The 14,314-nt window shown below is 44.8% G+C and carries 11 protein-coding genes and 1 pseudogene; 2 read left to right on the top strand and 10 right to left on the bottom strand.

Going from position 1 to position 14,314, the window contains the following annotated elements; all coding sequences use genetic code 11:
* Nucleotides 1-11: 11 nt before the first annotated feature.
* From FLAVO9R_RS01375 to FLAVO9R_RS01345, 8 genes and pseudogenes are all read right to left on the bottom strand, one after another.
* Nucleotides 12-842 (bottom strand): CheR family methyltransferase, encoded by an 831-nt coding sequence (locus FLAVO9R_RS01375; protein ID WP_159528131.1) that lies wholly within the window; start codon nucleotides 840-842, stop codon nucleotides 12-14.
* Between the two features lie 3 nt (nucleotides 843-845).
* A complete protein-coding gene (locus FLAVO9R_RS01370) occupies nucleotides 846-2,969 on the bottom strand; it encodes a methyl-accepting chemotaxis protein (RefSeq protein WP_442858575.1) in 2,124 nt (707 codons plus the stop codon).
* A gap of 267 nt (nucleotides 2,970-3,236) precedes the next feature.
* Nucleotides 3,237-3,386, bottom strand: a pseudogene (locus FLAVO9R_RS20555) (hypothetical protein); the annotation flags it as partial.
* 51 nt (nucleotides 3,387-3,437) lie between these two features.
* Nucleotides 3,438-3,941, bottom strand: coding sequence for a chemotaxis protein CheW (locus FLAVO9R_RS01365; RefSeq protein WP_126872400.1), 504 nt, complete (start codon nucleotides 3,939-3,941; stop codon nucleotides 3,438-3,440).
* A complete protein-coding gene (locus FLAVO9R_RS01360; protein ID WP_159528126.1) occupies nucleotides 3,938-5,962 on the bottom strand; it encodes a chemotaxis protein CheA in 2,025 nt (674 codons plus the stop codon). The genes FLAVO9R_RS01365 and FLAVO9R_RS01360 overlap by 4 nt, the downstream gene beginning before the upstream one ends.
* A 36-nt stretch (nucleotides 5,963-5,998) precedes the next feature.
* A complete protein-coding gene (locus FLAVO9R_RS01355; RefSeq protein WP_159528124.1) occupies nucleotides 5,999-6,364 on the bottom strand; it encodes a response regulator in 366 nt (121 codons plus the stop codon).
* 60 nt (nucleotides 6,365-6,424) lie between these two features.
* Nucleotides 6,425-7,612 (bottom strand): methyl-accepting chemotaxis protein, encoded by a 1,188-nt coding sequence (locus FLAVO9R_RS20510; protein ID WP_220099817.1) that lies wholly within the window; start codon nucleotides 7,610-7,612, stop codon nucleotides 6,425-6,427.
* Nucleotides 7,613-7,890: 278 nt separating this feature from the next.
* Nucleotides 7,891-8,628: an META domain-containing protein gene (locus FLAVO9R_RS01345; RefSeq protein WP_159528122.1), complete on the bottom strand. Its 738-nt coding sequence runs from the start codon at nucleotides 8,626-8,628 to the stop codon at nucleotides 7,891-7,893.
* Between the two features lie 168 nt (nucleotides 8,629-8,796).
* Between FLAVO9R_RS01345 and FLAVO9R_RS01340 the strand changes: the two genes are divergently transcribed.
* Nucleotides 8,797-9,486 carry a response regulator transcription factor gene (locus FLAVO9R_RS01340; RefSeq protein ID WP_159528120.1) on the top strand — a complete coding sequence of 230 codons (690 nt, stop codon included), beginning with the start codon at nucleotides 8,797-8,799 and terminating at the stop codon, nucleotides 9,484-9,486.
* On the top strand, nucleotides 9,483-10,862 hold the full coding sequence (locus FLAVO9R_RS01335; protein ID WP_159528118.1) for a sensor histidine kinase: 1,380 nt from the start codon (nucleotides 9,483-9,485) through the stop codon (nucleotides 10,860-10,862). The genes FLAVO9R_RS01340 and FLAVO9R_RS01335 overlap by 4 nt, the downstream gene beginning before the upstream one ends.
* 48 nt (nucleotides 10,863-10,910) lie before the next feature.
* On the opposite strand, the gene FLAVO9R_RS01330 is transcribed toward FLAVO9R_RS01335, so the two are convergent.
* Both FLAVO9R_RS01330 and FLAVO9R_RS01325 read right to left on the bottom strand, forming a co-directional pair.
* A complete protein-coding gene (locus tag FLAVO9R_RS01330) occupies nucleotides 10,911-12,137 on the bottom strand; it encodes a PepSY-associated TM helix domain-containing protein (protein WP_159528116.1) in 1,227 nt (408 codons plus the stop codon).
* Nucleotides 12,138-12,155: 18 nt separating this feature from the next.
* Complete coding sequence (locus FLAVO9R_RS01325; RefSeq protein WP_159528114.1) at nucleotides 12,156-14,210, bottom strand: TonB-dependent receptor; 2,055 nt, start codon at nucleotides 14,208-14,210, stop codon at nucleotides 12,156-12,158.
* Nucleotides 14,211-14,314 lie beyond the last annotated feature (104 nt).

The raw sequence follows: 14,314 nt of genomic DNA, 5'->3' as shown, positions 1-14,314 counted from the left end.
GCTAACCCCTTTTAATTTACTGGCCGATAAATAGTTTTACCCATAGGCCGCACCAACTCGGGGTACATAGTGAAATTTTCAGAATGACCGGCTACATACATTCCCTCAGGTGTCATTAACGTAACCATTCGGGATAGAATTTTGCGCTGAGTGTCTCGATCGAAGTAGATCATGACGTTTCGACAAAAAATAATATCTATTGGGCTTTCAATCTCCCATGTGGGCGACATCAGGTTTAGGGTTTCAAACTGCACCATACGCCTCAGTTCATCGGCCACACGCACTTTTCCTAGCTGCGTGCCCTTTCCCTTATAGAAAAACTGTTGTCGATAGTCAGCAGGTAATTGTTCAATGCCGCTAGCGCTGTAAACCCCTGACGCCGCCTTTTGCAACACTCTGCTATCAATATCAGTGGCAACAATAGACACTGGAGGGGTAAAGGTGCCAAAGACCGAGGCCACTGTCATTGCGATGGAATAAGGCTCTTCCCCCGTACTACTGGCCGAACACCAAATGCGTTTTGTGTTGGGATGCTGCTTTAAGTACGTTGAAAGCGCTTCAAAATGATGAGGCTCTCTGAAGAAGGAGGTTAAATTAGTCGTCAGCGCATTAACAAAATGCTCTTGTTCTTGGTGGTTGTGGGCCACCATTTCCAAGTAGTCATTGAAACGGGTTAATTTTAATATGCGCAAGCGCCGCGCTAAGCGGCTATACACCATGGCATCTTTAGAGTCGGCTAGCCGAATACCGGCACGCTCAAACAGTAAGCGCCTAACTCTATCAAAGTCTCGCCGACTGTAGGCAAATTCCCTTTGCGCCACTACTTGGTGTAACTCCGTCATACACTAAAAGGCCTCCCATTCTGCTTCATCCGGCGACATTGGGTTTAACGATACTCTTGGCTTAGAAGGCCCAGGCCCCGATATCGCTCTTGGAGAAGATGTAGGAAACGATGCCATGCTATTCGATGACGTAGAGACTGAACTAAAGCTCTGTTGCCCCACTTTAAATACAGCTACCCGCTGTGCTAATTGCCCAGACTGCTGCCTCATACTGTCTGCGGCGGCTGCCGCTTCTTCTACAAGTGCTGCATTTTGTTGTGTCATTTCATCCATTTGCACAACAGCGTTGTTTACCTCTTGAATACCGGTGGCTTGCTCGGAGCTTGCCGCGGCAATTTCTGACATAATATCGTTCACCCGCTTAATTGCCGTCACAATATCCGCCATGGTTTCACCAGACTTATTCACCAACACATTGCCGTTAGTAATCTTCTCTACCGAGGTTGAAATAAGCCCTTTAATATCTTTAGCCGCTTCAGCCGAGCGTTGGGCTAATGTGCGTACTTCCGATGCTACTACTGCAAACCCACGGCCTTGCTCGCCAGCTCGCGCCGCTTCTACTGCGGCGTTTAGAGCTAATATGTTGGTTTGAAATGCAATGCCGTCAATAACACCAATAATGTCAGATATGCGCTGGGCCGAATCGTTGATTTCCCCCATGGTGTGAACCACTTTTTCAATTACCTTTCCGCCTTCTGATGCCACATCAGATGCCTGACTGGCCAAGCCTTTCGCTTGGTCAGCATTTTCCGCATTCAGTTTTACCGTACCTGTGAGCTCTTCCATGGCCGATGCCGTTTCTTCTAGGCTAGACGCTTGCTGCTCGGTTCGACTTGATAGGTCGGCATTTCCTGTCGCAATTTCATTAGAAGCAGTATCAATAGTTTCCACCGCATCGTGAATTTTGATGATGGTGTCGCGTAGTTCATCCACGAATTGATTGATTGACTCGCCAAGTACTTTAAAGTCGCCATCTAGCGGCTCTTCAATGTTATGCAATAAATCGCCTTCGGTAAGCTTAGACATCACGGTTTTAATGCTGTCTACCGCAACCGTGCGCCCCGTAATATCGGTGGCGTACTTCACTACCCTAAACGGTTTGCCGTTTTGGTCTAATATGGGGTTATAAGAGGCCTGAATATAAACCGCATTGCCTAATTTGCTAATACGCTTGTATTCGCCACTGGCGTAAACCCCCTTGCGTAGTTGTTCCCAAAACGCCGCGTATTCTGGGCTATTTTTGTAAGCAGCCTCTACGAATATGCTGTGATGCTTTCCTTTCACTTCATCTAGGGTGTAACCAAGTGCCGATAAGAAATTACTGTTGGCATCTAAAATCACGCCGTCTAAATCAAATTCGATAACCGCTTGAGATTTACTAATAGCGGTTAGTTGCCCTTCGAAGTAAGCGTTCTTAGCTTTTTCTGCGGTAATATCAGTGGCGAATTTCACAACCTTAAAAGGTTGCCCGTTGCTGTCTAAAATAGGGTTATAAGAAGCTTGGATCCAAATTTCACTGCCCCCTTTGCCTAACCTTTTGAATTCACCTGTTCGATAATTACCTGCTTGCAAATCTTTCCAGAATGCAGCGTATTCAGGGCTAAGTTTTACCTCTTTTTCCACGAACGTACTGTGATGCTTTCCTTTGATTTCCTCTAAGGAATACCCCATCACACTAAGAAAGTTATTATTCGCGGTTAGAATATTGCCTTGTAAGTCGAATTCAATAACGGCTTGAGACTTACTAATCGCGTTAATTTGCCCTTCATAATCGGCGTTTTGCTTTTTCTCAGCGGTAATATCAATAGCAAATTTTACAATAGCGATAACCTCGCCATTGTGATCAAAAATAGGGTTATAAGAAGCTTGGATCCAAACGTCTTCGCCCTTGTTATTTACTCGGCAAAACTCACCGCTGTGTGCTTCACCGCTTCGCAATACTGACCAAAAATCTTTATATTCTTGGCTACTGGCGTATTCACGAGTGACAAACAGGCTGTGATGCTTACCTTTAATTTCGCTTTCTGAATACCCCATGGCAGATAGAAAGTTTTCATTTGCTTTAACAATATTGCCGTCGGGAGAAAAAAGAATAACCGCTTGGCTTCGGTTAATGGCATTAACCATACCCTCGCGCTGATCTTCCTGTTCGTTATCGCTCCATTGCACAACATACTGCGCTGGATCTGAGCTTGACGCGCTAAGCGCGGTAATATTAAGAGTAAATGCGGTCTGGGCCAATTGTGCATATAGGCTTGCTTCACGGCACTGCAAAATGTCATTCAGAAGTTGGGTATTTCCCTTTACGGTCGTCGACAAATTCTGCCCCTTCAAAGCAGCATGGCCACCGTGAGAGGATACCGTAAAATCATCAGGGTATTGTTGCGCCAACGCTAAAAAAGCGGGGTTGTGATATACAATATTACCCGCGCCATCAATTACCATAATGCTTGCGGTGCTTGCATCGAGAATTTGCGTTTTTAGCTGCGCCTCGTGCTGTGCAGCTTTAAGCTCATCATTGTTGAGAAAGTTAAACACGCCCATAACCAGTTCATCCTAAATTTGCGAAATTTTTTACCGTTACCGTCTTAGTTGTTACGCGTCTTCGTTAACGCTTTGGGGAGCAACTAAGCCCATTTCTTCGCTGGTGATAAGGCTTTCAATATTCACCAGAATAACCATCTGACCATCTACATCTGCTAACCCATGCAAGTACCGGCTGTCAAAAGCCACACCAAATTCAGGCGGAGCTAGAATTTGGTCTTCCATTAACCGAATAACATCCGATACGCCATCTACCACAATGCCCACAATGCGATCTTGTATATTGAGCATAATCACGATGGTAAATTCGGTATAAGTGGCTTCGCCAACGTTGAATTTAAGGCGTAAATCTACAATAGGTACAATGTCCCCTCGCAAATTGATTACCCCTTTGATAAACGCTGGCGCATTTGCAATTTTAGTGACTTGCTCATAGCCACGAATTTCTTTCACGGTTTTGATATCTAAAGCGTAGTGCTCATCGGCAAGCACAAAGCTTAGATATTCCTTGTCATCGCCCCCGATAACAGCCTGATGTAATGCGGTATCACTCATGCGAGCATGTCCTCTATTTGACTTGAGGTATAAGTAGTTGCGATAGAGTCGGCATCAATAATGAGTGCAACTTTTCCGTCGCCCATGATGGTAGCGCCTGCAATTCCGGCTACTTTTCGGTAGTGATCTTCTAAACTTTTTATTACCACTTGTTGCTGACCAACTAAGGCATCTACAAGTACTCCGAAGCGCTTCTTACTGCTTTCAAGTAATACAACAATGGCTTCGGTGGGTTTACGGTTGGCGTTTTCTACATCCATATAGTCGTGAAGAGGGACGAGGGGCCAGTATTGGTCGCGTATATAAAGTACCGTATCGTTGCCCAAGGTTTTAAGTTGACTGGCTGTGGGTTGAAAAGACTCCACAATGTTGAGCAACGGTATTACAAAAATCTGACTTCCCACCGACACGCACATGCCATCAACAATAGCGAGGGTGAGCGGTAAATGTATGAAAAAGCCCGAGCCCTCTCCTAATGAAGACTCTATTTCAATACGCCCACCAATAGCTTCAATATTCCGCCGTACCACATCCATACCCACACCACGGCCAGACACATCGGTTACCGCTTCGGCAGTTGAAAAACCGGCTTGAAAGATAAGCTGCCATACTTCGCTGTCTGGTATGTCATCGTTAACGGCTAATCCATTTGTGCGTGCTTTATCTAAAATACGCGCCCGGTTCAGCCCGCCGCCATCATCGATAATACTGATAATAATACTGCCGCCTTTTTGCTCAGCGCCTAATATCACGGTGCCCATTTCTGACTTACCGGCGGCACGTCGCTTTTCGGGCAACTCAATACCATGATCGATACTGTTTCTAACCAAATGCGTTAACGGGTCGACAAGCTTTTCAATCAGGCTTTTATCAATTTCTGTGTGAGCGCCCTGTAAGACTAAATCTACTTTTTTGTCTAGCTTGCCAGCCAAATCACGAACTAGCCTAGGAAAGCGATTGAATGTAGCTGTCAGCGGTAACATTCTGACCGACATTACCGACTCTTGAATTTCACGAGTGTTGCGCTGTAACTCGTCTATCGCTACTTGCAAACGCTCGCCTACCTGCCCATCCACTTCCTGCCCAATCAGGGACAACATAGACTGGGTAATAACAAGTTCACCAACGAGGTTGACCATGGCATCTATTTTACCGGTATCTACTCGAATAGAGGCACTGTCTCGTCCACCGGTTTTTCTAGCGGGTCTGGCTGGCGACTTTGAAATACTGGGCGGTGGCGAGGTGGATTTATTTGCAGCAGTATCTGGTGCGACAGAGCTCTGTATGGCATTAGTTGGAACCGGCGAGCTCTGCACAGGTGACGCAGCCGACTGTGTGCCCACGGACTCATTCGCTTTTACGTTTGGTGGGGGGATATCTGCAGTGTCGAAAAAACCAAAGCTATCGTCACTGGCTAGTGACTTAATTACGGGTACTTCTGGTTCATCGAAAAAGCCGAAGCCGTCGTCTTCCACGCTAGCCGTTGTTTCGCTGGGCGTATCATCAAAAAAGCCAAAGGCGTCGCCGTTGTCGCTATGTGTACTATCGTTGCCATTGTCGAAGCCGTTACCGCTATCGACATTCTGATGGTTGGAAGTCTCAATATTGGTATCGGGTGCTGTTGTTTCTTGGGTTTCTGTTAGCGCCTTTTCTAGTTTGGTAATACTAACTGCAATAGCCTGTTCTGGCACATCTACTTGATTGCGATAGGCCGCTAACGTCGCTTTCAATACATCTAGGGTTTCAAGCAATAGGTTAACGATATTGGTGGTAACAGATAGCTCTTGATTGCGGGCCTTATCTAACAAGTTTTCCATTACATGAGTAAGGTTCATTAAGGCGTTGAAGCCAAAAATGCCACTTCCCCCTTTAATAGAATGGGCTGCGCGGAAAATACTGTTGAGTTCTTCCGAGTCAGGCGAGTCTACATCAAGGCTAATTAGCAGTTGTTCCATGTCGTCGAGATGCTCATCGCTCTCGTCAAAGAACACGCCATGAAATTGCTCAATATCGATGCTCATTCTGAATCCTTCCAGACAGGTAAAATGTGAAAAGGATTAGCCCAAAACGCGCTTTGTCACATCTAATAACTTATTAGGATCGAAAGGTTTCACCATCCAACCCGTGGCACCCGCTGCTTTCCCCTTCGCTTTCATCTCTGGGCCCGCTTCAGTGGTCAGCATAACAATAGGCGTGCGATTGAAACCGTTTAAGCTACGCAAGTTTTTGATGAGTGTTAAACCGTCCATGCGGGGCATGTTTTGGTCGGTCAATACAAATCCAAATTGCTGAGATTTACATTTATCCAGTGCTTCTTGACCATCTTGTGCGGTGGTAACTGTATATCCAGCCCCTTTTAAGGTCATCTCGACCATTTGACGAATTGATATAGAATCGTCGACTACTAAAATATGCTTGCTCATACTTTCTATTCCCTAACAGCTTAAAAGTAATAACTTTTTGATGTAAAAATCCTTTGTACCCTAGAATAACTCTACCTCTCCCGACTGCATGGATGTTGCAGAAACTGGGTTGTGGTCGGTTTTTCCTCGTTGGGCAAGCGCTTGTTGGTAAGCCTTCAATTCAGACGCAAACGCTTCCAAATTATCAGGCTCTAGTTGTTGGAGTCGCTCGATAATAAATTTTACAATATCTTTCGTGTAATCAATGTGCTGGCCATTTATATCGCCAAACTGCATGCCTCTTATCGCGTTATTGATTGCATCATCTAGTTGTTGCCCAATACCCTCTAGTTGCTTGGTAGTAACCTGGTCTGATTCTGCTTTGCGAATAATATCTTTTAGTTCTTTACTGATATGATCTTTAGCTTCAACCACGTGGGAAATGTCTTGAGAAGCAACGAATTCGGCGGTTTCGGTGAGCTTATCAACCAAGCCTTTAATATTTTCTACCTGCTTCTTAATAACATCACTAAACTGGGTCGAGCGGGTAGACAGAGCCCTCACTTCATCGGCCACCACGGCAAAGCCTCTTCCCGCTTCACCGGCTCGCGCCGCTTCAATAGCTGCATTTAAAGCTAACAAATTGGTTTGGGCTGAAATATCGTCTATTCCACTAAGGGCATCGATAACCGTAGGCATCGCTTGTTGAATGGTTTGTACTTGGCCCATTAAATGCTGCGTTGAAGACGACATTTTTTCAGTGGAATCGATAAAACTCACAAGGGTGCTATCGGTATCTTGAGCAAAATTGCGCATTTTATCTGAGTAAGCGGTATTGTTTGAAGCATCGACGCTGAGCAAGGCATCAATACAATTAACCTGCGCTGCTACTAAGTCTTTTAAACTGGTAAATGCTTGACTAAGGGTAACAACCGCATCATCTTGGGTTGTTTTAATAGAGGCCAGATTTCCCTCACATATTGATAATGAATGGGCAATTTCTCCCCCTGCTAATGCAATATTATCTTCAACATAAGCCGTGCTGGAATGTGTTTCTTCGATAGAGGATTTGGTATCACCTGACGCTGTTTTACTTGATACATAAGCAACAAAGCCTATTAGTACTGCCGTTAGCAGAATAAAGCCAAAAAGCGCTGAGCCTAAAAAGAACAGAGCCCAAGACGCCAACAGCCCTGCCGCTACGCCAACTACATAGAGGTTAGCGCTACTTTGTGAGTGTGTAGATGAACTTTCCACGTTTGAATGCAAAAGGATCTCCTTATACCCTGCCACTACTCCTTCATCACTCAACGCTTAACCGAGTGAAATATGCATGACGTGTGTTCAATGTCATAAAGGTACTTACTCTTTATTTTGATGAAGAGTAAATAGGCAACGCGTTAGTCATTGTTGGTTACAATATGGACTAAGCGTAGTACTCAATTTGGAAAGTTGGCAAGTAACGAGATGCGAAAAACTGCTATATGTGCAAAAAAACCTATAAAAGGTGGTGAAGTGTAAATATAAACTCAAATGGCATAGTTCAATTACTTATTGCAGGAGTAAGATTGATTTTGAAGGCTAAGAACGGCTGAATTCCCTTTGTTCCAAAATTCTGTATTCATACCGATGTAACGTGCACCTGAGGCTGAACGGGCGCGCTGCAATATATGAATATTACCATTTTCAGATAGCTTTATTGTTTCTGGGCCCAAAAAGCGCACCTCGATGTTTCCAGCTGTCGCACAATTAAACTGATGCGTTCCTGTGGTAGCGGCGTCCATTTTTTCATTCTTCGCCGTTTCTTGTGCGGACATGCTAATTAACTTAAGTCTTTGCTTACCGTCGTTATCGTATATTACCAACCACGTGCCCTTTTGAATTTCATAACGGCTTGCCGTTTCTAACGCTTTCACGAAGCGCTTTTCTTGAGCTGACATGGCACCTACACAAGCGCGGCGAGTCGTTACCAATTTAGACGTTGAGAACTCACCTTCTGCTAATCCACCCGCTTTTACATTAAGTATGCCCGAAAATTGATTACAACCAGTAAAACCGGAAATTCTATTTTTTGTTACCAGCTCGACAGTCAGCATACTGCTATCGATAATGCCGCCCTTGTCGATGCTTTCCACCTGCCAGGTACCAGTTAGGGTAGTTGCAGATTCTTCTTTGCTCACTGAGGCCGCGTCTGAGGAGGTGTGACTAGCGTTATGACTACAACCAGTGATGATAAAAAGCAGACTCAATACGATAAAAAGTGAATTATAAAAATGAGAGGCCATTACTAATCCTTGCCGTTTTAAATTGAAGATAAAATAACGGGTGTACTATGTTGCGGAATGTGGGCTGAAAGTAGCAAAAATGCGCAAAGTTTGAAAGTGATACGTCAATCAACTTGCAAATAAGAACAATTATCAATAGCATATAGGCTCACAACCTTGGTACATATTATGTCTGCCGCTCGCATTTTAATAATAGAAGATGATATAACCCTTAGTGATCAGGTGGCTAGGTTGCTAAAACAAAAAGGGTTTACCACCACGCAGTGCTTAGATGGCCAGAAAGGCTTGTTGACAGCGCTGCAGGAAAGTTTCGATCTCATTTTACTCGATATCTTATTGCCTTCGCTCAATGGCTTGGCAGTTTTGAATCAAATTCGAAAAGTTAAGCATACTCCGGTAATGATGATTACCGCCAGCGGCGCTGAACAAGAGCGCATTGAAGGCTATAGAAAAGGCGCAGATGACTATTTACCCAAGCCCTTTAACTTCACAGAAATGATGCTTAGGATAGAGGCTTTGCTACGTCGGAGCCAGCGAGACACCACCCCACCGAAACAAACCTCACAGTTTATCATTGATGAGCTCAAACTTAACCGAATTAAGCAAGATGTTCGCTATTCTGAGAGCGCTGTAGAACTCACCCCAATTCAGTTTAAATTACTGTGGGTACTACTTGAAAACCACCATGAAGTCATGACCAAAGCCTTCTTATACCAAAGCGTACTTAACAGGCCATTCAGCCGTTATGATAGAAGTTTAGACATGCATATTAGTCGCGTACGTAAAAAATTAGTAGAAGCAGGTATGCCGCCAGAAAGGCTCTCTACCTTGCATGGCAAAGGCTATCGCTTCTCGTGAAATACACCCTTTTCTGGCGAATGTGTACCGTTATTGGGGTAGGGACGGTTCTACTTTTCTGGGCCATAGACTGGCTAACTAATCACACCGAATCTAGCATGAGCTTTATTGCTGATGAACATCAGCAGCAATTGTTGGATTACGGAAAAGAAGCCGATGAAATTTGGAATAATGAAGGCGAAGATGCCCTGTCGGTTTGGCTTAAGATGCTTCAAGAAAAAGAGCGTACTTGGGCAGGCGTGGTCAGTTCAGATATTACGCCACTGGCTGGCTCAACTATCTACAAACCCTTTTTCGACCGCTTTCAATATGGAAGAAGTGTGGAGTGGAAAATACATTTATATTTTCAGCAAAACCCCGTGATGGAGATCCCTTTTGCCGACGCCGACACCCACCTGTTAATTGAACTACCTCAGCGTATGCGCCCAGGTGCTATGTTGTTGTATGCCAATGCCCTCCTGCAAATTGCATTGCCGTTAATATTGCTGTGCGTATTGAGTTTGGTGTTATACCGCCACGTGATGTCACCTTTGCGTAAGCTAGAAAACGTCACCAAAGCCTTCAGTGACGGCCATCACGATGTAAGAACGAATGCCTCTTTGCTTGACCGTAACGACGAACTTACTCGCCTAGCGGTTACGTTCGATAAGATGGCCGATAGAACCAGCAAACTTATTTATAATCAACGCCAGTTGCTCGCCGACCTCTCTCATGAGTTACGTACGCCTTTAACACGTATAGATATGGCGGTTGATTTTGTAGAGCAGCAAATTAATCCACAACAAGCAATAGAGCGACTTCGCTACGAAGCCTCTACCATGCGCAGCTTGGTGGAAGATACGCTTACCCTCGCTTGGTTAAATACCGAGTCTCCACAGCTCAATGCTGAAGACTTCGATTTGGTTGAATTAATACACGTTATTTGCGAAGACGCCCGCTTTGAATACCCCGACAAAAACCTCATTAGTCGGCTACCTGAAAAAGCGCCGCTTACCCAAAGCAGCCAAATCGCGCTAGGCCAAGCGATAGAAAATATAATTCGAAACGCATTACGCCATACGCCTGAGACGTCGGAAGTAGAAGTGCTGCTCACAAGCTCCGATAAGGGCTACCAACTCTGTGTAAAAGACAATGGCCCCGGTGTGCCTGAACATATGCTTGGAGATATCTTTAAGCCGTTCTTTCGAGTAGATAAAGCCAGAGTATCCAAAGGCGAACGAATAGATACGTCGCAAAGCACTGGTTTTGGTTTAGGTTTGGCGTTAGCCCACCGGCAAATTGAAGCCGTGGGCGGCACCATTAAAGCTCAAAATTATACTGACGTCGCCAGCCAGCGCAGCGGGCTAAAAATTCAAATTGAATTACCAGCCTCATAACCGTTACAGCCCGCGAATGTTCACAAGTACCCGTATATCGGCCTATCCTTAAACTGTTAATTCAGCGTTTTGGCGCAACCGTTTGGGCTCGCTGACTAATCTGCGCCACGCCAACACAATGCCGGTATACACCAGCACACAAGCAAGCAATGACACCAGCCCTGCCACGGTTTGACCGATAACCCCAAAGTATTCACCGGTATGTAGAAAACGCGCCGTGCCCCAAGCTTGGCCACCAAGAGACCAATCTTGCTTTCTTAGCACCTTGGTTACTTTGCCTGTTCGGGTATCGAAAAACAGCGAATATGCGAGTTCTTGCCTATGCCCTATGCTTTTATCAATGAAGAAACGGGCTTCATGAATATCTTCACCTATTTCCATCCACATTGAATACCAATCTTCGTACTCATTGGCATTAGCATGTTGCTGGGCTGACTTAAACAAGGTTTCATAAGGCACTTCATCAGCCGATAAACTGGTAATTTCCTCATGCTGCTCGCGGGCAGGTACACTTTCACCGAACGCACCGTATATGGCTTTATTAGCCCAATCGAAATGAAAAATAGTGGCAGTTAACGCGATAACAAACAACGGTATTAAACACCAGATACCGAAGACGAAGTGCCACTGCCGATTTCGGTGATAAGAATTTCGGTAGGTTTTGGGTAATAAAAACTGCTGTTTTAAGGCCCTTAGGTTTAAACGCTTAGGCAACCATAAATATAGGCCACTTACGATTAGAAAGAGGAATATTAAGTTGGCATACGCTGTGATGTTTTTACCCACCGCACGATAGTCGCCCGCAAGGGATAAATAACGATGAAAGTCGGTGACCACATGGAAAAACTCCCCCACCATGCCCTCGCCTTCACGAAGAATTTCGCCGGTATAAGGGTGTAGTAAAAAGCTGTGCCGCCCAGCCCATGCCGGAATAGCCGCGCCTTCGCGGTTTACCCAGCGAACATAAATATGTGGATCATTAGGTTTAAGCGTTTGCAGTATCGACACCACTTCATCGGTGCTGATGCGACTACTGGTGCGAGGACTGGTGCCAGTGCTGACGTCAGTGCTAATGAGCGCGTTTTTTTGTTTGGTAGGTGTCGTATTTGTGTTTTCAGGATCTACATCGTGCAGCCTTTCACTGAACTCTACGATTTGCCGTTCATAAGTCAGTAATACACCCGTAAAGGACATACACAAAACAAATATGCCGGCAATTAAGCCGGCAATAAGATGGGCCCAAAAGACCCACTTTTTTATCGTTTTAGCTACCATTAAGTTAATGACCTAATACTAAAAGTCGTAGGTCACTGATAGTCTAATATCTCTACCTGCTTCATGAGGGCCTATAACAGTGCCAAATACTTCGCTGTAGTCACCCACGCTTGAATGGTCGATGTATTGCTCATCGAACAAGTTAGACACAGCTAAGTTTACAAGAATATTGCTTGTGGCCTCCCACTCACCATACAAGTCAACAAGGGTGTAGCTTGGTTTGTTTAGGCTATACAAACTGTCTGTCCAACCCAAATCAACCGCTTGATGCAAGGTATCAATATCAATAGACCTAACCTGCCTAATACTCGTACCAACGCTAATATCGGCGTTAACCGTGTAATCTACGCCAACCACTAAAGTATCGCCGCGGCTATTACCTAAACCCACAAACTCATATCCGTTCAGATCAATTGACGAGTAGTCTACGTTGTAAATACCATCTCTTGGGTCAAGTTCACTATCAGCAGTTGAGAAACCAAAGAAAAAGTCGAATGAATCTACGCGATAGGCAAGGTCGAATTCAATACCGCTGCTTTCCACGCTACCGATGTTATTGAAGACAGAGTTTCCTTCGTAACCTTCAAAAATCACATCATCTAGGGTTGAGTTATAAACGCTTAATTTCGCATTTAAGTTATTCGCACTGTATTCAATAGAAGCTTCAATGTTTTGTACTGTTTCGGGTACAAGATCATCAGCCACTACAGGAATGTCTGAGCCATCGTAAAGATAACCGTCGATAGTAAAACCATCGCCAATTTCTTTTCCTCTGGCAGCTTCAGCATAACCTAACCCTAAGGTCCATGATTCATTAAGTTGGTAAGCAACACCCACATTGAAGCTTAGTTCAGAATCGTCTAACGACGCTTCGCTGTCAGTAACCGGTGTACCGTAATACTCTTCAAGCAATATGCGTTGTTGGAAATCATAATCGTCGTAGCGCACACCGTAGCTAAGCAATAGTTCAGGAGTAACGTCGCTGTAACCCTGTGCGTATATACCCATTACGCTGCTTTCTTCTGCGTTATCTGTTGTACCACCAGCTGAACCACTTGTAACTTCATCACTACGATAATCTACCCCGTATACAAACTTATGCTTTGCCGTTTCGCTGGTATTGCGAATATCGAAACCGTAAGTATCTATTTCAGCTAACCAATTAAAACGGCCACCTTGAAATGAAGAGTCGGTTTGATAGGCTGTCGCTTCTAAATACACCATATCGCTGTGCGCGAAACGGTAGTTTGCTACATAGGTATCACGCTGTGCTTCACTTGGATAAAGTGCTGCGCCTTCTAATACTACCCAGTTCGGGCGGGCAGAGAATTCACCTTCTTCGTCACGTTGCTCAACACTTAACGACAAATAGTGATTTTCAGCAATATCGCCACTGGCTTTAAGAAACAACATGTCTTGATCGGCCGCGGTACCGTAAATTTCGTTACCGTCGCCATCTTCCATATCGTCGCGATCTACCGTGCTGTAATAACCCAACACGCCCCATGTATCGCTTAGCTTGCCGTAAAGGCTGCCGCTATAGCGCGTACCGTCGTTTGAAAAGTAGCTTGCTTTAACACGGCCACCAAATTGCTCGCCTTCAACTAAAAGGTCGTCGGCATCTTTGGTTTTAAAGCGAATTGAACCACCAATTGCGCCTGGGCCACTGGTGGCTTCACCAGCCCCTGCTTGTACATCAATTTGCTGCAGTAAATCAGGGTCAATGGTGACACGGCCAATGTGATGGAACAGTGTGGAGGTTTGCTGCGCACCATCAACGGTAACATTTAAGTAAGCATCTTCTAGCCCACGGATATATATCTTTTGTGCAACCCCTACCGAACCACCAACACTAATTGAAGGCGAGTAGCGAAATATATCAGCGAGATCATTAGCTTGGTATTGCTCGATGTCTTCAGCAGTAATGCTTAGGTTTGTTGTAGCACCTACCACCGAAATTTTTTCGACAGTGTCTGTCGCGACAGAAGTAGTTTCGTCAGTCTCTTGCGTTTGCGCATAGGAAAACGCGCTGGACAGTGTGCAAACCGCACCAATGAACACTAGTTTTTTCAAGGAAAGCTCCAGTTAAATGTTTAGTTATTCTAAATAAGAAACATTCTCATTTACTTTCTCAGGAAAGGGTAGTGTTTTTACATTTGTTACATTTTCGTCGTTGT

Source organism: Alteromonas sp. 38, assembly GCF_902506055.1.
GTDB lineage: Bacteria > Pseudomonadota > Gammaproteobacteria > Enterobacterales > Alteromonadaceae > Alteromonas > Alteromonas lipotrueae.
Note: the sequence above shows the minus strand (reverse complement) of the source record. Positions and strands in the feature narration are given on the sequence as shown.

Excerpts from the sequence above, each read along its gene's own strand:
- FLAVO9R_RS01355 (WP_159528124.1), bottom strand. The coding sequence starts at position 6,364 with ATGAGCAAGCATATTTTAGTAGTCGACGATTCTATATCAATTCGTCAA.
- FLAVO9R_RS01345 (WP_159528122.1), bottom strand. The coding sequence starts at position 8,628 with ATGGCCTCTCATTTTTATAATTCACTTTTTATCGTATTGAGTCTGCTT.
- FLAVO9R_RS01365 (WP_126872400.1), bottom strand. The coding sequence starts at position 3,941 with ATGAGTGATACCGCATTACATCAGGCTGTTATCGGGGGCGATGACAAG.
- FLAVO9R_RS01360 (WP_159528126.1), bottom strand. The coding sequence starts at position 5,962 with ATGAGCATCGATATTGAGCAATTTCATGGCGTGTTCTTTGACGAGAGC.
- FLAVO9R_RS01340 (WP_159528120.1), top strand. The coding sequence starts at position 8,797 with ATGTCTGCCGCTCGCATTTTAATAATAGAAGATGATATAACCCTTAGT.
- FLAVO9R_RS01375 (WP_159528131.1), bottom strand. The coding sequence starts at position 842 with ATGACGGAGTTACACCAAGTAGTGGCGCAAAGGGAATTTGCCTACAGT.
- FLAVO9R_RS01330 (WP_159528116.1), bottom strand. The coding sequence starts at position 12,137 with ATGGTAGCTAAAACGATAAAAAAGTGGGTCTTTTGGGCCCATCTTATT.
- FLAVO9R_RS01370 (WP_442858575.1), bottom strand. The coding sequence starts at position 2,969 with ATGGTTAATGCCATTAACCGAAGCCAAGCGGTTATTCTTTTTTCTCCC.